We start from the raw sequence: 23,387 nt of genomic DNA, 5'->3' as shown, positions 1-23,387 counted from the left end.
AGAGCTCTCCGCTTGAGCCTGTGGGAGACAAGTCATGGAGTACGTGAAACTGGGCGGCACCGGCCTGGACGTGTCGCCGATCGCCATCGGCGCGATGACCTACGGCCGGCCCGACCAGGGGCATCCGGCCTGGTCGCTGCCCGAGGAGGAGTCCCGCCCGCTGATCAAGCACGCCCTCGAGCAGGGCATCAACTTCTTCGACTCGGCCAACCTGTACTCGCTGGGCTCCAGCGAGGAGATCCTCGGCCGCGCGCTGCGCGACTTCGCCGACCGGGACGACGTGGTGATCGCCACCAAGCTGCGGCACCCGATGCGGCCCGGCCCCAACGGCAAGGGCCTGTCCCGCAAGGCGGTCATGACCGAGATCGACCACAGCCTGCGCCGGCTCGGGACCGACTACGTCGACCTCTACCAGATCCACCGCAACGATCCGAGCACGCCGCTCGAGGAGACCCTGGAGGCGCTGCACGACCTGGTCAAGGCGGGCAAGGTGCGCTACCTGGGCGCGTCGTCCATGCACGCCTGGGAGTTCAGCAAGGCGCTGCACCTGCAGAAGGCCAACGGCTGGGCCCGGTTCGTGTCGATGCAGGACCACTACAACCTGCTCGCCCGTGAAGAGGAGCGCGAGATGCTCCCGCTGTGCGCGGACGAGGGAGTCGGCACCATCGTGTGGAGCCCGCTGGCGCGCGGCCGCCTGGCCCGGGCGTGGGACGACAACGCCACCGCCCGGTCCGAGACCGACGGCGGCTACGCCGACCTGCTCTACTCCACCCCGGACAGCGACCGGCAGATCGTCGACGCCGTCGGGGCCGTGGCCGATGCCCGTGGCGTCAGCCGGGCCCAGATCGCGCTGGCCTGGCTGCGGGCCAACCCGGTGGTCGTCGCCCCGCTGGTCGGGGCGAACTCGACCCGGCACATCGACGAGGCCGTGGCCTCGCTGGACATCGTGCTGACCGACGACGAGATCGCCCAGCTGGAGCGCCCGTACACGCCGCGCTACGACTTCCAGGGCATCTCCAGCGATGCCGAGCTCCAGCGCATCGCCGCCCGGATCCCGCAGATGACCGTCAGCCGGTGACCGTCAGCCGGTGACCGCCGGCGAGGAGGCGTCGTCGACCAGCTTCCGTGGCGCGCCGGAGCCGTCGGCCGGCACGGCCCAGACGGCGTTGCCCAGTCCGTAGAGGACGGTGTGGTCGTCCTGCCACAGGGCCTGGTCGTCCACGCTGCGCGTCTCGGCCAGCGGGATCTCCTTCATGGTGGCCAGATCGAGCACGGACAGCCGCCAGACGCCGTCGGAGATCTTCTTCTTGAAGGCGATCCGGGTGCCGTCGGGGGACAGCGAGGGGCATTCGACGTTCTCCCGCAGGGCTTTGCCGCGGTACTTGGCGTAGTCGCCCTCGATCAGGTAAGTCTTGCCCTGGGTGCCGAGGGTGCTGTAGAAGCGGTTGCCGTCGGCGGCGAAGGTGAGGCCCCAGTAGTTGACGTCCGGCGCGGTGTAGGGGCTGCCGTCGACCTGCACGGCCAGTTCCTCGACGGTCTTGACCAGTGCGCCGGTGCCCACCTCGTAGATGCCGGCGCGGGTGGAGAATCCGGTCGCGGCGTAGGAATCCCCGGTGACGAAGACCGTCCAGTAGACCAGCATGCCGTCGGGGGAGACCCGGGCCCGGCTGGGCGTGCCGGACACGGACTCGGTGTGCCGGACGTGCAGGTATTCGTCCAGCACAATGACATCGGTCACCGCCGGCAGCGTGCCGGGCTCGACCGCCAGGCAGACCGCCGTCTGCTTGGCGACGGCGAAACGGTCGCACTTGAGGCCACTGATCGCCGGGCTCGCCTTGGGGTCGTTCAGCGGGACAGCGGCGATGCGCCCGGTGGACACGTTGCGGTACAACAGTTGTCCAGGCCCGAGGGTCAGCTTGGCCGCCGGCACGGCGTCGGCCGTGTCCGGGCGGGCGCTGACCGTGTACGCAACGGCGGCGGCGACCAGGACCACCGTGCCGGCGATGGCCAGCAGGATCTTCTTCATGGGCACAATCGTCATGGGCGCACCGGTTTCACGATCGCGGCGGCGACGGCCACGGTGGCCAGGCAGCCGGCGGCGACGAACACCGCCGGACGCAGGTCCCACAGCGTCCACGCCAGTCCGAACAGGACGGAGGAGAGCATCCGGGCCGCCGCCTGCCCGGTCTGGACGACCGCCAGACCGGTCGCTCGCAGCCCCGACGGCACGAGCGGCCCGGCGGCGGCCATCAGCACGCCGTCGGTGGCGGCGTAGAACACGCCGTGCAGACCCAACGCGACGACGGCCAGCCAGAATCCGGCCTGTGGACCGCAGATCAGCACCAGGGCGAGGCACAGCGCGGCGTGCCCGCCGAGGAACACCGGCCAGCGGCCGATCCGATCCGCGAGTCGGCCGAGCGGCACGGCCAACAACAGGTAGACCCCGGCCGTTCCCAACGGCAGCAACGGGAAGTACGTGGCGGCGACATCCCAGCGCCGTTGCAGCAGCAGATAGATGAACGAATCCCCGACGGTGACCAGACCCAGCAGCGCGGCCCAGATCGTGACCCGACGGAAGTCCTGGGACCGCAACAGGTTCACCGCGGCCCGCAACGACACACCGGCCCGTGCCACCGAAACCGGATGGTCGCGGACGAACAGCACGAGCAGCAGCACGGCCAGCGCCGCGATGCAGAAACTCGTGAAGAACACGGAGGTGTAGCTGCCGACGCTGAGCGCGAGCACCCCCATCGCCACCAGCGGGCCGAGGAACGCCCCGACGGTGTCCAGGGCGCGGTGCACCCCGAACGACCGCCCGAGCGTGCCCGGCTCGCTGCTGAGCGAGATCAACGCGTCCCGCGGGGCGGTGCGAAGTCCTTGCCCGTACGGTCCGCGGCCAGCACGACGCCGATCGCCGCCACCGACGAGCCGGCGGCGATCAGCCCGAGCTTGCACACCGCGGACAAGCCGTACCCGAACCCGGCGACCGCCTTGAGTCGCCGCCACCGGTCGGCCAGATGCCCGCCGAGCACCCGCACGACCGCGGTCGCGCCGGCGTACAGCCCGTCGAGCAGCCCGAACTGCAACGGGTTCAGGCCGAGGCCGAGCACCAGGTAGAGCGGGAGGACGGCGGTCACCATCTCCGAGGAGATGTCGGTGACCAGGCTGACCACGCCGAGCGCCACGACGTTGGCGGCGACGCGCCGCAGCGCCGGCTTGCGACCGGTGCCATTGGCCAGGTCCGAGGTACGGCTTGCCGCGATGTACATGCCGGCTCCTACTTGTGGCAGGTGTAGGTCGGGCTGCTGTCCAGGGTCTTGCCGTCGACGCCGATGAGCTGCGTCTGGAAGGTGCTGTCGGTCATGGACAGCTTCAGCACGCCGTACGTCTTGAGCAGCTTTGCCGTGGTGGCGTGCTTGGCGCTCAACGGGTACAGGTCGGCGCCGCCGGAGCCGCCGACGATCTCCACCGGCCCGGCGCTGCTGGCCTTGCCGCTGGCGTCCTGCGGCACGAACCGCTCGTAGTCGTGGTCGTGTCCATTGAGGACAAGGTCGGCCTTGGCGTTCACCAGGGCGGTCCACAGCGCGATGCTGTCCTTGTTGTCGCCGTGGTCGCCGGAGCTCCACCGGGGGTGGTGGTAGTAGGCGGCGACACAGCCCTTGGTGTTCTTGGCAAGGTCGTCCTTCAGCCAGGCCAGCTGGTCCGCGCCGCCCGAGTCGCCGGAGGCGAAGTCGTGCGTCATGAACTGGGTGGAGTCCAGCGCGATGAAGTGCCAGTTGCCCATGTCCCAGCTGTAGTAGCGCTGGCCGTTGGGCTTGGCCGCGTTGCCGAAGTACGTGTCGTAGCCGTTGTACTTGGGCGAATCGTAGGTGTCGTGGTTGCCCGGCACGGGCTTGGTGATGCCCTTGAACTTGCCCCACGTCGTGGCGTAGTACTTCTGGTAGTCCGACAGGTGGGCGTCGTCGTACTGGTTGTCCCCCATGGTGATCACCGCGGCCGGGTTCATCGCGGCGACCTGCTTGGCCGTCTTGGGGTGCGCGCAGTTCGAGTCGCTGGACGTGCACTGCTCGGCGATGTCGCCGGCGGCGGCGAGGATGAACGCGCCGCTGCCGCCGGTCTTGGTCTGCGCGGTGACGGCCGTGCTCGCCGGGGAGATGTTGCCGGCGGTGTCCCGGCTGCGCACGGTGTAGCTGTAGGTGGTGTTGGCCGCCAGACCGATGTCGGTGTAGGCCGGACCATCGCTGCTGGCCACGACTTTCCCGTCACGCAGGATGTCGTAGCCGGCGACGGCGACGTTGTCCGTGGCGGGCTGCCAGGTCAGGTCGACGCTGGTGGCGGTGACGGCGCCGGTCTGCAGACCGGTCGGCGTGGTCGGCGGCTGGGTGTCGCCCGTGGCGTCGGTGACGCCGAAAACCTGGGTCTCCCAAAGGGAATAGCCGTAGCTGGTGCCGCGGGCGAGGCCGACGACGCGCACGTACCGGCCGTGGGCGTCGAGATTGGTGAGGTCGTCGGTTCCCCCGTCGCCATTGTCGACGGCGGTGACAGTGGTGAAGGTGGTGCCGTCGTCGGAGATCTCGATGCGGTACTGCTTGGCGTAGGCCGCTTCCCAGTTGAGCAGGACACGATGGATGGTCGCGGCTTCGCCGAGGTCGATCCGCAGCCACTGCGGATCCGCGCCCTCGACGCTGGCCCAGCGGGTGGTGGCGCTGCCGTCCACCGCCTTCGAGCCGGTGTACGAGGAACTCTCGACCGTCGAGGTGGCGACCGGTTTTCCCTGGGACAGCAGGGTATCGGCGAACCGTGGGGCGGCGGACACGGCGATCGCGGTGGGTATCAGCAGGCCGACGGCGATGACAGGGCTGAGCCGGCCTAATTTTCGCAGGCGGGTGGAAGGCACGTCGCGCTCCTTCAGGGACCTGGGCGGTGGCACGGCGGCGGCGGGGCGGCGGACCAAGATGAACGGCGGGTAAACGGTAAAGAAACTTTCCTAACTAGCGGTGACTGTAGCGACACGTGATCGAGCGCACAAGACACGTTTTCGGTCGTGAATCGGTCAAGTCGAGTTCGCGTCAGGAGGAAAGAAACCCTTGTGGGCCAGGCGTTCCTTCCGTTGCAGGATCTGCAACGGAGTCACACTCATACCGCGCCGGCCAGGCTGGGAAGGGGGCCTTCCTGCACTCGGAGTGGAGGAAAGCCGCCTTCGCGCGGGTGGGTCAGTCCTTTGTGGTGTGTGTGCGGCTGGCGGTGATCGGGGTGAGCAGCCGGCGCGGCTGGGTGATCTGCTGCGACACCGCGTCCAGTTCCGCGTCGCTCGGCTGGTAGCCGGGGCCGGGCTCGATGCGGATCTCCGGCACCGGCACCACTGCCCCGCACGCCTGGCAGCGGTTGTCCTGGTCGATCACGCCGTCGTCGACGTCGTGGAAGAGCGCCCGCTTCACGCCGTCGGGGGAGTAGGTCTCGTCGCCCCAGTGCAGCAGGGCGCGGATCACCGGCCACAGCGCCAGGCCGCGGTCGGTCAGCCGGTACTCGACGGTGCCGTCGGAGTCGTCACGGCTGAGCACGCCCGCCTGCACCAGGGACTTCAGCCGGCTGGTCAGCACGGCGCGGGGGATCTTGAGCTGGGTGGCGAAGTCGCCGAACCGGCGCACGCCGAAGAAGGCGTCGCGGACGATCAGCAGCGTCCAGCGCTCGCCGACCACCTCCAGCGCCCGGGCCAGCGAGCAGTTGGGCTCGGCATAGGTGCTCGGGAGGGCCATGACGGCAGTCTACCTCGTTGGTTCGCTGACTGAACCGCGTTACGTCCGTGGTCGGTTGATCAGTCGCGAAAGCACGATCCGGCTCTCCGTGCGGTCGATCACCCGGCATTCGCGGAGCCGCTGGATCGCCCGCTCGAGGTGGGGGATGTCGGCGGCGCGCAGGTAGACCAGCGCGTCGGCGGCGCCGGAGACCGTGCAGGCCTCGATCACCTCGGGGATCGCCTCCAGCTCACGGCGCAGCGTGGCCGGCGTGGGATTGCCGGTGCAGTACACCTCGACGTACGCCTCGGCGGTCCAGCCGAGCACCTCCGTGTTGATCAGGGCGGTGAAGCCGGCCACGACCCCGTCGGCGACAAGGCGATCCAGGCGCCGCTTGGCCGCCGAGGGGGAGAGGCCGACGATGTCGCCGATCTCGGCGTAGGTGCTGCGGGCGTTGACCGAAACGCAGCGGAGGATCCCCTCGTCGATGGCGTCCACGACCGTCCTCTCCTGGTGCAAAACCTGCGCAGCGTAGCAAGGTATGCAAAAAAGTGCAGGTCAGAGGCAATTTATGGTGATTGATTGCGTCGCCGGTGTGGCCTTAGCATCCCTGAAGTCCCCGTCGGTGCGACCGGAGCGAGGCGCGTTGACCACTCTCACCTCAGCCGAAGCCGCCGCCCTGGCAGCGGTCGACGAGACGGCGATCGCCACCACCCTGCTGGAGTTGCTGGCGATCCCGAGCGTGACCGGCTCGGCGGCGGAGTCGGAGGCGCAGCACTGGCTGGCGTGCAAGCTGCGTGACCTCGGGCTCGACGTCGATCTCTGGTCGATGAATCTGCCGGCGCTGCAAGGAGATCCGGAGTTCCCGGGTTTCGAGGCACCGAGGGACGAGGCCTGGGGTCTGGTCGGCGTGACCGGCGACGACGGGCCGACGATGATCCTCCAGGGGCACGTCGACGTCGTGCCGCCCGGCGATCTCGGGCGCTGGGAAGGTGATCCGTTCACGCCACGGGCCGCCGGCGGCGTCGTGCACGGACGCGGCGCCTGCGACATGAAGGCCGGGCTGGTGGCCAATCTCGCCGCGCTCGCGGCGATCAAGGCCAGCGGCGTTCGGTTACGGGGCCGGGTCGCGGCGCATTGTGTTGTGAGCGAAGAGGATGGCGGCCTGGGGGCGTTCGGAACGCTGCGACGAGGGCACACCGGCGACGCGTGCGTCATCACGGAACCCACGAGCGGCAACCTGATCACCGCCAACGCGGGCGCGCTGACCTTCCGCATCGAGGTGCCGGGGCAGGCCACGCACGCCAGCACGCGAGACGCCGGCGTCAGCGCCGTCGACGCCTATCTGCCGATCCACACCGCGTTGGCCCGACTGGAAACCGTTCGGAACCGAACGCCCGATCCGCTGATGGCGCGTTATGGCGTGCCGTATGCGTTGTCGGTGGGCAAGGTGTGCGCCGGTGACTGGGCCAGCAGCGTGCCGGACCTGCTCGTTGCCGAGGGACGCCTCGGCGTGCGGCTGGGCGAAGACCCGGCGGTGGCCCGGGAACAGCTGGAGTCGTGCGTCGCCGAGACGTGTGCCGCCGACCCGTGGTTGCGTGCTCATCCGGCAACGGTGGCGTGGACCGGCGGTCAGTTTGCCAGCGGACGACTCAACGACGGCGATCCCTTGCGGGATCTGGTGCAAACCGCGTGTGCGGACGCCACCGGACGGCCGCGGCCCGAGGAATGCGGCGCCCCGTACGGCAGCGATCTCCGGCTCTACGCCGCCGCCGGCATCCCGACGCTCCAGTTCGGGCCGGGTGACGTGCGGCTGGCTCACGGCCCTCGCGAACAGGTCCCCCTGGCCGAGGTCGTCACCGTGACCCGCACGCTGGTTCTCACCGTATTGAGGGCACTCGATAGTGGGAGCCAGGGTCGCGGAGTGTGACCGGACCCACGCCGTCCAGTACTGCACAGAGTGCAAAACTGCACTTAGTGTAGAGGTATGGCCAGGGCACTGGACGGTCGCGAAGCGGCCAGCATGGAACGTCGACGGCGGCGGATCGTCCGCGTGGCGACGGAGCTGCTGGCCGAGCGCGGCGTCGAGGGCCTGTCGGTGGACGAGGTGGCGGTGCGGGCCGAGGTGTCCCGCCGGACCGTGTTCAACTACTTCCACTCCACCGAGGAACTGCTGATCGCGGTGGGCAACGTGCTGCTCGGCGAGGCCATCGACAGCCTGAAGGTGGACGGGCCGCCGGTCGCCGACGGCACGCACGCCGACCTGCTCGACGACCTGGCCGCCATGCTGCGGTCCATCGACCTGCTGGACACCATGATCCGGCTGACCCACATCCTCGGCCCGATGGGCCACCAGGACGCGCGGGTGCTGGCGGTGGTCCGCGACACGATGCTCAGCGTCAGCGACAACCTGATGACCACGGCCCGCCGCCGGCATCCCAACGTGCCGGAGCTCGACGTCGAGCTCCTGGTGTCCAGCCTGCTCGGCGGGCTGATCGTGCTGCACAAGCGCTGGAGCGAGCGGTCCGCGCTGGCCGACACCCCGGCGACCCGGCAGCTCTTCGACGAGCTGTTCGACCGCTTCATCGTCCAGCTCCGCGACGGATTCGCGGCCCTGGGCTGAGACGACCCCAACCCACACCGGAGCAACTTCCATGGCACAGTTGTTGTACAAACTCGGCCGCCTCGCGGCCCGAAACCCGTTGCGGGTGCTGGCCTTCTGGTTAGTCGCGCTGGCGCTGGCGGTGGTCGCGTTCTTCACCGCGGGCGGCACGCTGGCCTCCAGCTTCAGCATTCCCGGCACCAAGACCGCCGAGGTCACGGCGCAGCTGGCGCAGAAGCTGCCGAACCTGGCCGGCGTCGCCGGCACGGTCGCGTTCCAGACCGAGGACGGCAAGCCGTTCACCCCCGAGCAGCGCAAGGGCGTCAGCGACCTGCTGGCCGGCCTCAAGGGCCACGACCACGTGCGCGACGTCGTCGACCCGTTCACCGTGCAGCAGCAGCTGACCGACCAGCGCAAGCAGCTGGCCGACGGGCAGAAGCAGGTCGACGACGGCAAGGCCCAGATCGCCGCCGGCCGGCAACAGCTCGCCACGGCACAGCAGCACGTGACCGACTCCAAGACCGCGGCCGCCGGCAACGCGGCGGTACTCGCGCAGATCAACCAGCAGCAGGCCCAGCTGGACGCGCAGAGCAAGCAGCTGGACGCGGCCGAGGCCCAGCTCGTCACCAAGTCCAAGCCGCTGGAGCAGGGCAAGCAGCTGCTCGACTTCTCGTCCAAGATCCGCACGGTTTCCACCGACGGCACCACCGCGACCGGCGTCGTGATGTTCAGCGACGACCAGTTCTCGCTGCCGCAGGAGGCCCGTGACGCCGTGGCCCACAAGCTCGGCACCGCGTCGATCCCGGGCGTGCGGGTCGACTACTCGGCCGAGATCGCCCAGACCACCGACGGCATCGTCGGTCCCGGCGAGATCACCGGTCTGATCGTGGCCGCCCTCGTGCTGCTGCTGATGCTGCGCACGCTGCTGGCCACCATGCTGCCGTTGATCTCCTCGCTCATCGGCGTCGGTGTCGGTGTGGCCGGTGCGATGGCCTTCTCCGGTGTGGTCGACATGGCTTCGGTGACGCCGGTGCTGGGCCTGATGCTCGGCCTGGCCGTCGGCATCGACTATTCGCTGTTCATCATCAACCGGCATCGCCGGCAGCTGCGGGCCGGCATGGACCTGCACGAGTCGATCGGCCTGGCCAACGGCACCGCCGGCGGCGCGGTCGTGTTCGCCGGCGCCACGGTCATCGTCGCGCTGCTGGCGCTCAATGTCACCGGGATCCCGTTCCTTGGCGTGATGGGCGACGTCGGCGCGGTCTGCGTGGCCATCGCCGTGCTGGTCGCGATCACCCTGCCGGCCGGCCTGATGCGGCTGGTCGGGACGCGCCTGCTGACCAAGCGCGCCCGTGCGACCATCGGGCGGGACGAGCACACCGAGACCGCGCCGAAGCCGATGCCGACCTGGCGCGCCCTGGTCACCGCCGCGCTGGCCATCGGCGCCCTGCTGGTGATCGCCGCCCCCGCGCTGTCCATGCGACTCGGTCTGCCCGACGGTTCGGCCCAGGCCACGAATTCCACCGCGTACCGGACGTTCAAGACCGTCGAGGCCGAGTTCGGCACCGGGGTCAACGGCCCGCTGCTGATCACCGCGCAGACCCCCAAGCCGGTCGACGACGTGCTGGCCACCCAGGTCGCCATCGCCGGCGAGCTGAGCAAGCAGCCCGACGTCGTCGCGGTCGCCCCGGCGGCCGTCGCCGACAGCAAGGACTTCTTCGCCTTCCAGGTCATTCCGGCCGGCGGTCCGACCAGTGTGTCCACTTCGGACCTGGTGACCCGGCTCCGCGCGCTGCCGCCGCTGTCCGGGGACATCACGCTCGGCGTCGCCGGCTCGGCCAGCGCCAACATCGACGTCTCCGACAAGCTGCTCGACGTGCTGCCGCTGTACCTGATCGTCGTGGTCGGGCTGTCGCTGCTCATCATGATCGTCGTGTTCCGGTCGCTGCTCGTGCCGCTCATCGCCACCGCCGGCTACGTGCTCTCGCTGTTCGCCGCCTTCGGCGCCGTCGTCGCCGTGTACCAGTGGGGTTGGCTGTCCTCCGTGTTCGGCGTGCACGATCCCGGGCCCGTGCTCGACTTCGCGCCGATCATCCTCATGGGCGTCTTGTTCGGTCTCGCCATGGACTACCAGCTGTTCCTCGTCTCCGGCATGCGTGAGGCGTTCGTCCACGGCGTCCCCGCCCGCGCCGCCGTCACCGCCGGCCTCCGCAACGGCCGGGCCGTCGTCACCGCCGCCGCGATCATCATGGTGGCCGTCTTCGGCGGCTTCGTCTTCTCCGAGCTCACCATGGTCCGCCCCCTCGGCCTCGGCCTGGCCGTCGGCGTCCTGTTCGACGCCTTCGTCGTCCGCATGCTGTTGGTGCCGGCCCTGATGCACCTGTTCGGCAAGTCGGTCTGGTGGCTGCCCCGCTGGCTCGACCGCATCCTCCCCAACGTCGACATCGAAGGCGCCGCCCTGGAGCGCAGCCACCCGCTCCCCGGCACCGCCCCCGTCGTCGAACGCGAACCGGAGACCGTCTCCAGCTGATCAACCGTCCCACCCGAGCCCTGCCCGCCATCGGCGAGCAGGGCTCGGTTTTTGTTGTCCTGCAACGGATCGATCAGTCAACCGCACGACCATCACCGGTCCGTCACCGGGACCGACCGGCGGCCCTTTCGGGCGGAAACGGGCGGTGCGGGGCATTCCAGCGCCGGACCGGCGCGTCATTCATGTCATCGTGGCGTGACATGACTGGGGGTCCTGGTGGAAGAAGACAGACAGCCGATCCGTGTCGCTGTCATCTCGCCGGTCCGCGTCTACGTCCAGGGGTTGGCGCACCTGATGGCGCCCGCGCCGGACGTGACACTGGCCGGTACGGCAAGCGGCGTCGACGACGCGGCGGACCTGCTGGAGCGGGCGCGGGCCGACGTGATCCTGCTGGACATGACCGGTGACATGGCGGGGGAGCGGGGCCTGGCCGCGCTGCACCGGCTGACCGACCTGACCGCGGTGCCGCGCGTGGTGCTGGGCATCCCGGACCGGCCGGCGGAAGTGGTGGCCTGCGCGGAAGCCGGCATCGCCGGCTACGTCACCAACAACCACGATTTCGCCGACCTGGTGGAAATCCTGCGGTCGGCGACCCGGGGTGAATTCGCCTGCCAGGCCGGCGTCGCGGCCGGGCTGGTGAGCCGGCTGGCGGCGCTGGCCCGAGAACGGCGGCCCACCGCCGGGCCGAGCCTGACCAGCCGTGAGCTGGAGATCGTGGCGCTGATCGAATCCGGCTGCTCGAACAAGGAAATCGCGCGGCTGCTGCACATCCAGCTGACCACGGTGAAGAACCACGTGCACAACATCCTGGAGAAGCTGGGCGTGCGCGGCCGGGACGAGGCGGTGGCCGCGGTCCGCCGGCACTACTGGTCGGACGGTCCGGCCCTGCACCTGGTCGCGGGATCCGGTCGGTTCTAGATCCAATCCCGATCTCGGGGATTCATGCCGGTCCGTCCGGGTCACGGCAGACTGGTCGCCAGGCGGAGCATGTCGGTGAACTCCCGTTCGTCCCGATCCCGGGCCTGGCCCGCCTCATAGTCCTTTGTGGACATATTCACGGCTGGTGACGTCATGAGGAGAAGCAACATGGCCTTGCGGATCAGGAGCCTGCGCACGGCTGGCCCGATCTTGGTGCCGCTGAACAGCGGACGGACCGTGCGCCTGTCGCCGGGGCAGGACTCCGACGAGCTGCCCGACACCGAGGTGGCCGGCAACGCCGCGGTGGACAAGCTGCGCCGGCGCGGCCTCATCGACGTGACGGCGGTCGCCGCCGAGGCCGCACCCGGCCGCGCGCCGTCACGAAAGCGCCAGGACGCCGGCGAATGACCAGGTTCGATCGCGATAGGAGACGATCATGGCGACCGTGAGCTATCCGGGTGTCTACGTCCAGGAGGTGTCCGGCGGCGTGCGACCGCTGGACACCGCCAGCACGTCGACGGCCGCGTTTGTCGGGCTGGCCGAGATGGGGCCGGACACCGAGGCCACCCTCGTGACCAGCTGGACGGACTTCCAGCGCCGCTACGGTTCCTTCACCGACGACGGCTATCTCGCGCAGAGCGTGTTCCAGTACTTCAACAACGGCGGCCGCCAGTGCTACATCGTGCGGGTCACCCGCGGCGACGCCGTGGCCGCCGACGTGTCGCTCAACAACCGCGTCGGCGTCAACGGATTCACCTTCAGCGCCAAGAACAAGGGCCTGTGGGGCAACACGTTGCTGCTCCAGGTCGAGGACGGCACGCTGGACCCCGGCAACACGTTCAAGCTGAGCATCCGCCGGCAGGACGACCCGGCCGTGGTGCCGGCCAGCCCGCAGGACCTGCCTCCGCTGGAGGTGTTCGACAACCTCAGCGTCGACCCGACTTCGCCCGACTACGCGGTGAGCGTGCTCGGCTCTCGCTCCACGTTGGTCAACGCGCAGCTGTTGGCCGCCAACACCAGCATCCAGCGCGGCCTGCACCGCGGCGCCGCCGGCCCGACGCTGCCGCTCAACAGCAACCTCAACTTCCAGATCAATGTGGATGGTGACGGCTACCAGCAGGTGGCGCTGCCGCCGGCGACCGGCACCGCGACGGCGCTGGCCGACGTCGCGGCGGCGATCCAGACCGCGGTCAAGGCACTGGTCAAGAAGAAGACGTCCACCGACGCGACCGCGTTCACCGGCTTCACCTGCACGGTCGACCCGGCCGGCCCGAACCTGCTGCTGCAGTCGGGCACGGCGGCCAACCCGGCGTCCTCGGTGCTGGTGCAGGCCGCGACCACGAACGACGCGTCGTTCCAGCTCAAGCTGGGCCTCGCCGGCGGTGGCCGCTCGGAGAACGGCATCGCGGTGCGCCGCCCGGTCAACGCCCCCGTGATCCAGGTCGGCGATTCGGCCGTGGCCGCGCCGGTGTCCGCGGCGCACGCCGGCGCGGACGGCGTCGCGACCTTCACCGAGCAGCTGTTCGCCGACGGGTTCGCCAAGCTCGACCACCTCACCGACGTCAGCCTGCTCGCGGTGCCGGGCGAAGCCACCCCGGCCATGGCCGACAAGGGCATGGGCTACTGCGCCAACCGGCCGCTGCAGGACATGTTCTACATCGGCGAGACCGGTCAGCTCGACGACGAGGTGTCCGACGCGACCACCTTCCGCAACAAGCTGACCACGGCGAATTCCTATGGGGCCGTGTACTTCCCGTGGGTCAAGGCGACCGACCCGACGGGCCGGTCCCGGGACCCGATCCTGTTGCCGCCGTCCGGCTACGTCGCCGGGCTCTACGCCCGCACCGACTCGGCCCGCGGCGTGTGGAAGGCCCCGGCCGGCACCGAGGCCAGCCTCAACGGCGTGGTCGGCCTGACCGCCGAACTGTCCGATGTCGACCACGGCAACCTGAACCCCAAGGGCATCAACGTGGTCCGGCGCTTCGCCGGCTCCGGCATCGTGTCCTTCGGCGCACGCACCATCTCGTCCGACCCGCTGTGGCGCTACGTCCCGGTCCGCCGCACCGCCATCATGCTGCGGGTCAGCATCTACAACGGCATCCAGTGGGCGGTGTTCGAGCCCAACGACGAGTCGCTGTGGGCGCAGCTGCGGCTGAGCATCGGGTCGTTCATGACCACGCTGTTCCGTCAGGGCGCGTTCCAGGGCGCCACGCCGTCGCAGGCGTTCTTCGTCAAGTGCGACGCGGAGACCACCACCCAGGCCGACATCGACAACGGCGTGGTCAACGTGCAGGTCGGCTTCGCGCCGCTGAAGCCGGCCGAGTTCGTCGTGGTCAAGATCAGCCAGCAGGCCGGACTCGCGTCGTAACGATTCGAAAGGAGCACGGCCAGATGGCGAAGTTCTCAGTCAACACCACCCGGTTCGACCCCTACCTGGGGTTCCGGTTCAAGATCAAGGTGGACGGCCTGTACGTGGCCGGCCTGAACAAGTGCAGCGCGCTGAAGAAGTCCACCGAGGTCACCTCCTGGTACGAGGGCGGCGACGCCGCCGGACCGCACCAGATCCCCGGCAAGACCAAGTACGACCCGATCACCCTTGAGGCCGGTGTCACCCACGACACCACCTTCGAGGACTGGGCCGGCAAGGTCAACAACTTCCAGGGCGACGCGGCCATGTCGCTGGCCGGATTCCGCAAGGACATCTCCATCGAGGTCTACAACCTCGGCGGGCAGAAGGTGTTGGGCTACAACGTCTACCGCTGCTGGGTGTCGGAGTACCAGGCGCTGCCGCAGCTCGACGCCGGCGGCAACGCGGTGATGATCAGCACCATCAAGCTGGAGAACGAGGGCTGGGTGCGCGACACGTCGGTGATCGAGCTCAAGGAGAGCTGATGGGCCTGCTGCCGGGTGGCTTCTGGGACGAGCACGGCGGTCTGCACCGCGAGTTCGACCTGGCCCCGCTGACCGGTCGGGAGGAGGAGCTGCTGGCCGCGCGGGCCGCCGCCCGGCCGGCGGCCCTGGTGACCGAGGTGCTCAGCCGTTGCGTTTCCCGGCTGGGCGACATCAGCCCGGTGCCCCCGGCGGTGACCCGGCAGCTGCTCGTCGCCGACCGCAACCACCTGCTGCTCCAGCTGCGGCGGGCGACCTTCGGGGACCAGGTCCGGGCCACCCTGACCTGCCCGTGGACGGAGTGCGGCGAGCGGATGTCGGTGGACTTCTCCATCGACGCCGTGCCGGTGGAGCCGCCGCCGCACCGCGCGCCGCACTACACGGAGACCCTCAAGGACGGCCAGGAGATCACCTTCCGGCTGCCGACCGGGGCCGACCAGGAGGAGCTGTCCGGGCGGCTCGCGGTCAACGAGGCCGAGGCGTTGACCGCGCTGCTGGCGCGGTGCGTGCTCGATCTCGGTGGGGCGCGACCGGATGCGGAGCGGATCGCCGCCCTGCCGGCGATCACCCGGCTGGAGATCGAGGAGCGGATGCGGCGGGCCGCGCCGAAGGTCGAGCAGACCCTCGCCGCGGCCTGCGCCGAGTGCGGACGGACGTTCGTCGCGCCGTTCGACATCCACCGCTTCGTGTTCGGCGAGCTCCGCACCGACAACACCCTGCTGTACCAGGAAGTGCACTACCTGGCCTACCACTACCACTGGAGCGAGAGCGAGATCATGGCGATGACGCGCGACAAGCGGCAGACGTACATCGACGTGCTCGCCGATGCGATCGAGGTGCTCAACCATGGCGCCTGACGGTTTCCTGCGCGGCGTCCTGGCCGACGGCGCACGGCCTTTCCACTACCGCGCCGGGGTACGCGAGCTGCTGGGCGCGCCGGAGGACAACGGCGTGCGGATCAGCTTTCCGTCGACGCTGCCACGCGGTGGCTTTCGGTACGTGCGGGCGGCCGCCCCGCGGCCGCAGGGTTTCGCCGACATGCCGGGCTGGTTGGCCGAGACCGACAACTTCGAAGTCGACGACGTCGATGTCGTCGCGGCCCCCGCGCCCGTTCGGGCAGCAGCGCCCGAGCCGGTGTTCCTGGACGAGCCTCTGGTCACGGCCGTGCCGAGCTCGCTGGTGACCGAGGTCGTGCTGCCGCCGGAGCCCACTGTCCGGCGACCCGAAGTAGCTCGTCCGCCGGCAGTCTTTCCTCCTTCGGAGGAAGTTCGAGCACCCCAGGCCGCGTCGGTGCTGCGCGCGATGGAAAGCCAAGCGCCGCAGACTGTTCCGGCGCCTGTGGTGGCACAGCCGGTGGCACAGCCCGGCGCCGCCGTCGAGCCGGAAGTCGTGACCGTTGCGATGCCGGTGGAGACTCCGTCGGCGGTCAAGCGCTCGCCGGCCGCGATTGTCGACACTGCTCCACAATGGACCGTACCATCCACTGTGGACTGGTTGGAGACTACGCCCTCCGCGCCGGAGCCTGCTCGTGCTCTCCAGGAGCCGATTCATGCTCTCCAGGAACCTGTTCGTGTGGTGCCGGAGCGCGCTCGGGCCGTGCCGGTGCGAAAGCGATCGACCGTGCAGCCGGTTGTCGTGCGGTCGGTCGACGCGCCGAACACGCCGCCGCACCGACCCGTCCGCCGCCCGGTGGACGTCCCGGTCTTCGACGCCCCCTACGTACGGCCGGCCGCGGCCGCACCCGTGACGCCCGAGCCGACTCCGGTCGAACCACCACCTCCTGCCCCGGCCGTAGCCCCGCCGCCGCGGCTGGTGGTCGTGCGCGCGCCGGCCCCGGTCGAGGAAGAGCCGGCGTTCTGGGAACGCCGGCAGCTCGGCCGCCTGCTGAACCGGATCTCGCGATGAGCGCCGGGACCGCGATCGGCATGGTCAGCGCCTCGCTGCGCAACCTGCTGGTGGGCGAGATGCGCCTGACCCCGCCGCCGGACGTGACCATCCTCGCGCCGGACGAGGCCAGCAGCGCCCGCCGGGTCAACCTGTTCCTGTACAAGCTGGCCGAGAACCAGTTCCTGAAGAACCAGGACTTCACCGTGCGGGCCGGCAACCCGAACCAGCTGGTGCCGGCGCCGCTGTCGCTGAACCTGTTCTACCTGCTCACGCCGTACGCGCCGAACGACCCGCAGGAGGGCAACGCCACCGCCCACCAGATCCTGGGCGAGGCGATGCGCGTGCTGTACGAGAACCCGATCGTGCCGGCGGTCTACCTCGACCCCGGCCTGGCCGACGCCCGTGAAGATCTCCAGATCGCCAGCAGCACCCTCGACCCCGAGGAGCTGCGTGGCATCTGGACCACGTTCTCGCAACCGTTCCGGCTGTCCGTGATGTACCAGGTGTCCACCGTCCAGCTGGCCAAGCAGGCCGCGCCGCAGCCGCTGGCCCCACGGGTCCGCACCGTCGGCGTACCGGACGTCCGGACGCCGCCAGGCCTGCCGCTGCTCACCGGCATGACGCCGGGCAGCGGCCGGGCCGGGTCCGTCGTCACGTTCACCGGCACACACCTCGCCGGCTGGCGGGCGATCGTGTCGCTGGACGGCCAGACCGTGCTGCCCGGCCAGGCGCTGACCGCGGACACGTTCCAGGCCACGATTCCGGCCAACCTCCAGCCCGGCTTCTACGAGCTGCGGGTCGATGTCGCCCAGCTGTATCGGCGCACTTTCCTCTTCGAGGTGACGCCGTGATCGGCTACCGCACGCCGTACGAGCACCTGGCCGATGAGCTGCGCCGGCTCGATCTGCTGATCGGCCTGCGCCTGGCCGCCGCGGCATTGCACGATGAGGCCAGTCAGACCTCACGGGCCGTCTACATCGGCCGCGCCGAGGTCGACCGGCTGCTGACCGCCGGCGGCGAGGCCCAGCCGATCGCGGAAGGCGTTGCCCTCAAACAGCTTTCGGTGGAGATCGAGGACCGGGTGCAGGCCAGCGGCGAGCTGCCGCTGATCACGCTGGGCCAGTTGTTCGGCCTGAACCGGATCGAGCTCGGCGCGGTGCTGATCTGCCTGGCGCCGGAACTGCGCCGCAAGTACGACCGGATCTACGCGTACGCGCAGGACGACATCACCCGCAAGCGCCCGAGCGTGGACCTGGTGCTGGAACTGCTGTGCGACAACGAACCCCAGCGCTGGTCCGCGTCCGCCCTGTTCACACCGGCGGCGCCGCTGCTGCGGCACGGCATCCTGCACCTGGTCGATGATCCGGGCAGCCCGTCGGGCTCGTCGGGCCTGGCCCAGTTCCTGGCACTGGACCAGCGGATCCGCCAGTTTCTCATTGGCTCCACCGAGTTGGACGCCATGCTGGCCGGCCACACCCAGCTCATCCGGCCGGCGGGTGCGGAGATCACGGCCGAGGCCGACCAGCTGGCCCGCCTGGCCGAACACGAGCCGAACCTGGTCTGCTACCTGCACGGCCCGGTCGGTGTCGGCAAGCGCGACCTGGCCGTGCAGGCGTGCGACCGGCTCGGGGTGCCGCTGATCAGCGTGGACACCGACGACATCCCTTCCTCGGTGCTCCGCCGGGTGTTCCGGGAAGCCGTATTGCAGGGTGCGGCGGTGCACATCGCCGGCCAGCGGGACCTTCGCGGGCTGGCCGAGTACCACCGGCTGGTCTTCGTCACCGGCGAGGAGCCGTGGACCGGCGGCATGGACGTGCACCAGGTCGCCGTGACACTGCCCGACGCCGACCGTGCGACAGCCGTCTGGCGTGAGCACCTGGCCCCGCACACTCGTGACGCGGCGGTCTGGGCCGCGGAGCTGGCGAATCGGTACCAGCTGCCGCCGGCCCGGATTCGATCGGCGGTTCGGCTGGCCACCCGGATGCGAGCCACCGAGCCGGGGGAGCTGACGCTCGGCGATGTGTCGGCGGCGTGCCGCCGGCAGTCCAGCCGGACGCTGGGCGACGCCGCGGTCAAGGTCGACTGCCGCGCCGGTTGGGACGACCTCGTGCTGCCGGCCGACCGCGTCGACACGCTGCGCGAGATCCGGGACCAGGTGCGGCACCGCGAGCAGGTGCTCAACCGCTGGGGGTTCGGCCGCAAACTCAGCCACGGCAAGGGGTTGAGCGTGCTGTTCAGCGGGCCGCCCGGCACCGGCAAGACGATGGCCGCCGAGGTGCTGGCCGGCGAGCTCTCGGTCGATCTGTACAAGGTGGACCTGTCCGGCGTGGTCAGCAAGTACGTCGGCGAGACCGAGCGCAACCTGGCCCGGATCTTCGCCGAGGCCCGCACGGCCGACGCCGTCCTGTTCTTCGACGAGGCCGACGCGCTGTTCGGCAAGCGCACCGAGGTCAGCGACGCGCACGACCGGTACGCCAACATCGAGACCAGCTACCTGCTCCAGCAGATCGAAGAGCACGAGGGCGTGGTCGTGCTGGCCACCAACCTGCGGCAGAACATCGACGAGGCGTTCACCCGCCGGATCCGCTTCGTGGTGGAGTTCCCGTTTCCCGACGCCGAGGACCGGGCCCGGATCTGGCGCACGCTGGTCCCGCCGAACGCGCCGCTCGCGGCCGACGTCGACTTCGACCGGCTGGCCCGGGAATTCGCCGTGACCGGCGCGAACATCCGCAACATCGTGCTGAACGCGGCGTTCCTGGCCGCGGCCGACGGCGGCGTCATCGACCGCGGCCACCTCCTGCGCGGCATGCGCCAGGAGTTCACCAAGATCGGCAAACTCTGGGCGGAGGCCAGCTGATGACCGACGGTTTCCCGAACAAGCCGAAGATCCTGCGCGGCGCGTTCGTCGAGTTCGGACTGAGCGTGCCGCCGCTGGTCGTGGTGTTCCAGTTCAACCCGGAACAGCTGGTCCGCAGTCGCGCGCTGACCTTCGCGTTCCCCGGCATCCCGGCGCCGACGAAGCCGGGGAGGCCTCGGCCGCGGTGCAGGAGCAGAGCCTGCGCCAGGCCCGTGCCCAGTACGACGACCTGCTCACGCTCCAGCGGGAGCAGCTGGTCGCGGTGCAGGATCAGACGATCGCGTTCGACATCCGACTGGACGCCACCGACAAGCTCGACGCGCGCGACGGCATCGCCCAGCAGTTCGGCGTCGCGCCGCAGATCTCCACTCTCGAGCAGATGGTGCTGCCGAAGGACGAGAGCCTGCTCGGCGGCGAGATCGCCGCACTTTTGGGCGCTTCCAAGGGATTCAGCTTCGCCCGCAACTCCAATCCGCCGATGATTCTGTTCGTGTTCGGCCGCAAGCGCGTGCTCCCGGTGAACATCAACTCGATGAGCATCAAGGAGACCGAGTTCAGCGCCGACCTGAATCCGTTGCGCGCCATCGTGTCGGTGAACCTCACCGTGATCGAGGGCAAGAACGTGCCGTACCGGTACTCGAAGGCGATGGTCGAGGCGATGTCCGTGCTCAACCTGTCCAACGCCGCCGATGCCGCCAACGTCGTGCTTCCGGGGTGAGGTGAACCATGTTCGGCAAGCTGTCCCGCTACCGTCGGGTTCCCGACATCGCCGTGGCCGACGCGCGCGGCCGGGTGGTGGCGGCCAAGGACTTCCGGCCGCTGCCCGAGGTGACCGGCACGTTCACGCACACCGTGGACAGTGGCGACCGCCTCGACCAGCTGGCGTTCACCTACTACGGCCAGCCGTTGCAGTACTGGCACGTGTGCGACGCGAACCCGGAGTTCCTGTCGCCGCTGTCGTTGCTGGCCAAGGACCCGGTCGTGACGGTCCGGTTTCCGGTGTCCGCCCCGGCACGCCGCCGTGGGCGGCGTTGCTGGCGGCGCTGGCCAAGAAGGTCGGCGTGGAGTCGGCCGCGGTGTCCGACGACGACGCCGCGGTGATCGTGGCGTACAACCGGACCCGGCTGCCCCACCTGGCCGACCTGCTCGACGTGATCAGGGCGGCCGGCTTCACCGCCGGCCTGCCGGCCGAGAGCGGCCAGCTCGGCCGGCCGATCACCATCCCGCCGGCGGTGAGCTGACGTGGCGGCCGACAAGCTGGTCATCGAGATCGGCGGCGCCGAGGTGCCCGACCTCGCGCACGACCTGATCAGCCTCGAGGTCGAGCTGGACGACCAGCTGACCGGCATGTTCCGGCTGAGCATCGCGCTGCTGCTGAAGGCCGACGGCTCGTGGCCGTACCTCGACGACGACCGTTTCGCGGTCTGGTCCACGGTGTCCATCACCGCCGGCACCCAGGACGACTCCCAGCAGCTGATCAGCGGCTACATCACGCATGTCCGCCCCGAGTTCGGCCCCGGGCTCGAGCAGTGCCGGCTGGTGGTCTGGGGCATGGACGCCGGCGTGCTGATGGATCGGGTCGACGTGGTCAAGGCCTGGCCGAACATGCGGGACAGCGACATCGCCACCGAGCTGTTCCAGCAGGCCGGCCTCACCCCGAAGGTCACCGACACCGACGTGGTGCACGACGACAAGATCGCCACGATCATGCAGCGGGAGACCGACATGCGCCTGCTCAAGCGGCTCGCGCTGCGCAACGGCTACGAGTGCTTCGTCGACGGCGACACCGGGTACTTCCAGCCGCCGGACCTCGGCGACGCCGGCCAGGCCGTGCTGAACGTGCACGCCGGCGACCAGACCAACGTCAATCGGTTCAGCCTCGAGGTCAACGCCCTGACGCCGGCCGAGGTCGCGATGTCCGATGTGGACCGTCTCACCGGCGCGGTGCTCACCGCCACCGCCGAAGCCGGCCACCTGGCCGCGTTGGGGGCCAAGCGCCCGGCCGACCTGTTGCCGGCCGGCATCGATCCGGGCCAGATCGTGGTCGGGCAGCCGGTCGCCACCGGGGCGCCGGAGCTGGCCGCGTTCTGCCAGGCCGTTTTCGACCAGCACGAGTGGTTCGTCACCGGCGAGGGCGAGGTGGCCGCGAACCAGTACAACGCGATCCTGCTGCCGCGCCGGACCGTCACGATCAACGGCATCGGCGAAACCCACAGCGGCTCGTACTACGTCACCCACGTCACGCATCGCTTCAGCGATGACGGTTACGTGCAGCGGTTCCGGGTCAAGCGCAACGCGCTGGTGTCCGGCGGCGGCGGATTGTCGGGCCTGCTATGAGCCTGGAACGCATCGTCGCCGACCTGGCCGACCGGGTCGACCGGCGCTACTACGGCAAGTACCGCGGCATCGTGGTCGACAACGACGACCCGGACCGGCTCGGCCGGCTCACCCTCCAGGTGCCGAGCCTGTTGGGCGAGAACGTCGTCACCGGCTGGGCCACGCCGTGCGTGCCCTACGGCGGCGCCGCCGACCAGGGCTTCCTGTTCATCCCGGAGCCGAAGGCCGGGGTGTGGGTGGAGTTCGAGGGCGGCGACCTGGAATGCCCGATCTGGGTGGGGACCTACTGGTCCGAGCCCGACTCCGGCGGCCAGACCCCCAAGCCGCAGCAGGAGGACGGCACCGAGGCCACCGAGGTGCAGAGCCCACCCACTCGCAAGATCCTCAGGACCGGCAAGGGGCACACGATCCAGCTGGAGGACAAGGACGGCGAGGAGGCGGTCCTCGTCCAGGAGGGTGTCAAAGGGCACCGGGTGGTGCTGGACCAGAAGGGCATCAGGATCACCGATGCCGCCGGCAACACCGTGGAGACGACCGAATCCGGCCTGAAGTTTGTCGACGCCAACGAGAACTCGGTCGAGATGTCCGACTCGGCGATGAAGCTGACCGCCAAGGTCCCGTTCACCATCGACGCCGCCGGGCAGCCGGTGCGGATCGTCGCCGACAGCATCGACCTGGAGAAGGGCTGAGCCATGGCGAAACTCGTGATAGTGAAAGGCGATCCGGTCACCGGCAAGGACAAGCACGCGGTGGCGGGCTTCGGCCCGAACCCGAGCCCGCCGCCGCAGGAGCTGAAGTATGCCGGCACCGCCGACTTCGCCTACATCGGCACGATCTCGGCGCGGCTGAGCGACTTCGTGAGCATCAACGGCACGCCGGTCGCGCTGGTGACCAGCCAGAGCTCGCTCAACGCCGGCGAGACAGTCATGGGCGGCAAGCACTACGGCCCGGCCGGCGACAACTACAAGGCCGACCCGGCGAGCCCGGCGCTCGAGCCGACGAAGGACGCCCGGCTGGAGATCAAGGACGGCCTCGACCCCGGTGTGCCGAACAGCGGTGCCGGCAGCCAACTGCTCACCATCGGCGGGGTCAAGGTGCTGCTGGACGCCGACAAACTCGACACGTGCGGCAGCAAGCACCAGAGCGCGAACTCATCCGTTGCCGCGCAGGGGCAGGACTTCGTGCGGTGCGGGTCGTGAGCGGCTTCCCGTTCCCGTTCGGCGTCGACCCGCACGGCTCGATCCGGCCGGTGGACGACGACGCCGCGCGGCTGCGCGGCAAGGTGCTCCAGGTGCTGTTCACCGCGCCGGGGGAGCGGGTCAACCAGCCCGAGTTCGGCTGCGGTCTGTTCAACCTGGTGTTCGACCCGAACAACACGATCATGGCCGCCGCCGTGGAGTTCACCGTCGGCCAGGCGCTGACCCGATGGCTGGGCGACGAGCTCGCGGTGGTCGGCGTCGACGTCGGCGCGGCCGAGGAAAGCGTGACCGTCGAGGTGTCCTACGTGCGGCGCAGCGATCGCGCGCCGCAGGCCCTCCGGGTCCACTTCAGATAGGGGAAGCGTGATGGTGGACGTCGTGCAGGTGAACGGGCAGCCGGTCATCGACTACATGGCGCGCGACTACGAGAGCC

General features: G+C 69.7%; 23 protein-coding genes and 1 pseudogene. 19 read left to right on the top strand and 5 right to left on the bottom strand.

Annotated elements, in window-relative coordinates; translation table 11 throughout:
• Positions 1-34: 34 nt before the first annotated feature.
• Positions 35-1,078, top strand: a complete 1,044-nt coding sequence (locus M3Q35_RS15585) for an aldo/keto reductase (protein WP_273942492.1) — start codon at positions 35-37, stop codon at positions 1,076-1,078.
• Between the two features lie 3 nt (positions 1,079-1,081).
• Here M3Q35_RS15585 and M3Q35_RS15580 read toward each other — a convergent pair whose 3' ends face one another.
• From M3Q35_RS15580 to M3Q35_RS15560, 5 genes and pseudogenes are all read right to left on the bottom strand, one after another.
• Positions 1,082-2,026, bottom strand: a complete 945-nt coding sequence (locus M3Q35_RS15580; protein WP_273944359.1) for a hypothetical protein — start codon at positions 2,024-2,026, stop codon at positions 1,082-1,084.
• An 11-nt stretch (positions 2,027-2,037) separates the two neighbouring features.
• Positions 2,038-3,269, bottom strand: a pseudogene (locus M3Q35_RS15575) (MFS transporter).
• A gap of 8 nt (positions 3,270-3,277) precedes the next feature.
• Positions 3,278-4,816 (bottom strand): discoidin domain-containing protein, encoded by a 1,539-nt coding sequence (locus M3Q35_RS15570; RefSeq protein WP_273942490.1) that lies wholly within the window; start codon positions 4,814-4,816, stop codon positions 3,278-3,280.
• 397 nt (positions 4,817-5,213) lie between these two features.
• The gene (locus M3Q35_RS15565) at positions 5,214-5,756 is read right to left on the bottom strand and encodes a winged helix-turn-helix transcriptional regulator (RefSeq protein ID WP_273942489.1); all 543 of its coding nucleotides are present in this window, start codon (positions 5,754-5,756) and stop codon (positions 5,214-5,216) included.
• Between the two features lie 39 nt (positions 5,757-5,795).
• A complete protein-coding gene (locus M3Q35_RS15560) occupies positions 5,796-6,233 on the bottom strand; it encodes an Lrp/AsnC family transcriptional regulator (RefSeq protein WP_273942488.1) in 438 nt (145 codons plus the stop codon).
• A 148-nt stretch (positions 6,234-6,381) separates the two neighbouring features.
• Between M3Q35_RS15560 and M3Q35_RS15555 the strand changes: the two genes are divergently transcribed.
• The 18 genes from M3Q35_RS15555 (at position 6,382) to M3Q35_RS15470 (ending at position 23,310) form a co-directional block, all read left to right on the top strand.
• The gene (locus M3Q35_RS15555) at positions 6,382-7,665 is read left to right on the top strand and encodes an ArgE/DapE family deacylase (protein WP_273942487.1); all 1,284 of its coding nucleotides are present in this window, start codon (positions 6,382-6,384) and stop codon (positions 7,663-7,665) included.
• Between the two features lie 57 nt (positions 7,666-7,722).
• Positions 7,723-8,358, top strand: coding sequence for a TetR/AcrR family transcriptional regulator (locus M3Q35_RS15550; RefSeq protein WP_273942486.1), 636 nt, complete (start codon positions 7,723-7,725; stop codon positions 8,356-8,358).
• Positions 8,359-8,389: 31 nt separating this feature from the next.
• A complete protein-coding gene (locus M3Q35_RS15545) occupies positions 8,390-10,867 on the top strand; it encodes an MMPL family transporter (RefSeq protein WP_273942485.1) in 2,478 nt (825 codons plus the stop codon).
• 216 nt (positions 10,868-11,083) lie between these two features.
• Positions 11,084-11,785 carry a LuxR C-terminal-related transcriptional regulator gene (locus tag M3Q35_RS15540; RefSeq protein ID WP_273942484.1) on the top strand — a complete coding sequence of 234 codons (702 nt, stop codon included), beginning with the start codon at positions 11,084-11,086 and terminating at the stop codon, positions 11,783-11,785.
• A gap of 153 nt (positions 11,786-11,938) precedes the next feature.
• The gene (locus tag M3Q35_RS15535) at positions 11,939-12,193 is read left to right on the top strand and encodes a hypothetical protein (protein WP_273942483.1); all 255 of its coding nucleotides are present in this window, start codon (positions 11,939-11,941) and stop codon (positions 12,191-12,193) included.
• A 28-nt stretch (positions 12,194-12,221) separates the two neighbouring features.
• A complete protein-coding gene (locus M3Q35_RS15530) occupies positions 12,222-14,153 on the top strand; it encodes a phage tail sheath family protein (RefSeq protein WP_273942482.1) in 1,932 nt (643 codons plus the stop codon).
• 23 nt (positions 14,154-14,176) lie between these two features.
• A complete protein-coding gene (locus tag M3Q35_RS15525) occupies positions 14,177-14,677 on the top strand; it encodes a phage tail protein (RefSeq protein WP_273942481.1) in 501 nt (166 codons plus the stop codon).
• Complete coding sequence (locus M3Q35_RS15520; protein WP_273942480.1) at positions 14,677-15,531, top strand: T4 family baseplate hub assembly chaperone; 855 nt, start codon at positions 14,677-14,679, stop codon at positions 15,529-15,531. The genes M3Q35_RS15525 and M3Q35_RS15520 overlap by 1 nt, the downstream gene beginning before the upstream one ends.
• Complete coding sequence (locus M3Q35_RS15515) at positions 15,521-16,579, top strand: hypothetical protein (protein WP_273942479.1); 1,059 nt, start codon at positions 15,521-15,523, stop codon at positions 16,577-16,579. Before M3Q35_RS15520 ends, M3Q35_RS15515 begins: the two co-directional genes overlap by 11 nt.
• Entirely contained in the window at positions 16,576-17,412 is an 837-nt protein-coding gene (locus M3Q35_RS15510; protein WP_273942478.1) for a Pvc16 family protein, read from the top strand. The genes M3Q35_RS15515 and M3Q35_RS15510 overlap by 4 nt, the downstream gene beginning before the upstream one ends.
• Positions 17,409-19,418 (top strand): ATP-binding protein, encoded by a 2,010-nt coding sequence (locus tag M3Q35_RS15505; protein ID WP_273942477.1) that lies wholly within the window; start codon positions 17,409-17,411, stop codon positions 19,416-19,418. Before M3Q35_RS15510 ends, M3Q35_RS15505 begins: the two co-directional genes overlap by 4 nt.
• Positions 19,419-19,602: 184 nt before the next feature.
• Positions 19,603-20,136: a hypothetical protein gene (locus M3Q35_RS15500; RefSeq protein WP_273942476.1), complete on the top strand. Its 534-nt coding sequence runs from the start codon at positions 19,603-19,605 to the stop codon at positions 20,134-20,136.
• 8 nt (positions 20,137-20,144) lie between these two features.
• On the top strand, positions 20,145-20,519 hold the full coding sequence (locus tag M3Q35_RS15495; protein WP_273942475.1) for a LysM peptidoglycan-binding domain-containing protein: 375 nt from the start codon (positions 20,145-20,147) through the stop codon (positions 20,517-20,519).
• A complete protein-coding gene (locus M3Q35_RS15490) occupies positions 20,495-20,659 on the top strand; it encodes a hypothetical protein (RefSeq protein WP_273942474.1) in 165 nt (54 codons plus the stop codon). The genes M3Q35_RS15495 and M3Q35_RS15490 overlap by 25 nt, the downstream gene beginning before the upstream one ends.
• A 1-nt stretch (position 20,660) precedes the next feature.
• Positions 20,661-21,755, top strand: coding sequence for a phage late control D family protein (locus tag M3Q35_RS15485; protein WP_273942473.1), 1,095 nt, complete (start codon positions 20,661-20,663; stop codon positions 21,753-21,755).
• Positions 21,752-22,444: a phage baseplate assembly protein V gene (locus tag M3Q35_RS15480; protein WP_273942472.1), complete on the top strand. Its 693-nt coding sequence runs from the start codon at positions 21,752-21,754 to the stop codon at positions 22,442-22,444. The genes M3Q35_RS15485 and M3Q35_RS15480 overlap by 4 nt, the downstream gene beginning before the upstream one ends.
• 3 nt (positions 22,445-22,447) lie before the next feature.
• Positions 22,448-22,954 carry a hypothetical protein gene (locus M3Q35_RS15475; RefSeq protein ID WP_273942471.1) on the top strand — a complete coding sequence of 169 codons (507 nt, stop codon included), beginning with the start codon at positions 22,448-22,450 and terminating at the stop codon, positions 22,952-22,954.
• On the top strand, positions 22,951-23,310 hold the full coding sequence (locus M3Q35_RS15470; protein WP_273942470.1) for a GPW/gp25 family protein: 360 nt from the start codon (positions 22,951-22,953) through the stop codon (positions 23,308-23,310). Before M3Q35_RS15475 ends, M3Q35_RS15470 begins: the two co-directional genes overlap by 4 nt.
• Positions 23,311-23,387: the final 77 nt, after the last annotated feature.

The sequence above is a fragment of the Kutzneria chonburiensis genome (assembly GCF_028622115.1).
GTDB classification, from domain to species: Bacteria; Actinomycetota; Actinomycetes; order Mycobacteriales; family Pseudonocardiaceae; genus Kutzneria; species Kutzneria chonburiensis.
This window is presented reverse-complemented; position numbering and strand designations above follow the sequence as displayed.

Coding starts and splice junctions, on each gene's coding strand:
- M3Q35_RS15585 (WP_273942492.1), top strand. CDS start 35: ATGGAGTACGTGAAACTGGGCGGCACCGGCCTGGACGTGTCGCCGATC.
- M3Q35_RS15475 (WP_273942471.1), top strand. CDS start 22,448: ATGGCGAAACTCGTGATAGTGAAAGGCGATCCGGTCACCGGCAAGGAC.
- M3Q35_RS15480 (WP_273942472.1), top strand. CDS start 21,752: ATGAGCCTGGAACGCATCGTCGCCGACCTGGCCGACCGGGTCGACCGG.
- M3Q35_RS15580 (WP_273944359.1), bottom strand. CDS start 2,026: ATGAAGAAGATCCTGCTGGCCATCGCCGGCACGGTGGTCCTGGTCGCC.
- M3Q35_RS15520 (WP_273942480.1), top strand. CDS start 14,677: ATGGGCCTGCTGCCGGGTGGCTTCTGGGACGAGCACGGCGGTCTGCAC.
- M3Q35_RS15510 (WP_273942478.1), top strand. CDS start 16,576: ATGAGCGCCGGGACCGCGATCGGCATGGTCAGCGCCTCGCTGCGCAAC.
- M3Q35_RS15495 (WP_273942475.1), top strand. CDS start 20,145: ATGTTCGGCAAGCTGTCCCGCTACCGTCGGGTTCCCGACATCGCCGTG.
- M3Q35_RS15545 (WP_273942485.1), top strand. CDS start 8,390: ATGGCACAGTTGTTGTACAAACTCGGCCGCCTCGCGGCCCGAAACCCG.
- M3Q35_RS15565 (WP_273942489.1), bottom strand. CDS start 5,756: ATGGCCCTCCCGAGCACCTATGCCGAGCCCAACTGCTCGCTGGCCCGG.
- M3Q35_RS15550 (WP_273942486.1), top strand. CDS start 7,723: ATGGCCAGGGCACTGGACGGTCGCGAAGCGGCCAGCATGGAACGTCGA.
- M3Q35_RS15515 (WP_273942479.1), top strand. CDS start 15,521: ATGGCGCCTGACGGTTTCCTGCGCGGCGTCCTGGCCGACGGCGCACGG.
- M3Q35_RS15535 (WP_273942483.1), top strand. CDS start 11,939: ATGAGGAGAAGCAACATGGCCTTGCGGATCAGGAGCCTGCGCACGGCT.
- M3Q35_RS15525 (WP_273942481.1), top strand. CDS start 14,177: ATGGCGAAGTTCTCAGTCAACACCACCCGGTTCGACCCCTACCTGGGG.
- M3Q35_RS15530 (WP_273942482.1), top strand. CDS start 12,222: ATGGCGACCGTGAGCTATCCGGGTGTCTACGTCCAGGAGGTGTCCGGC.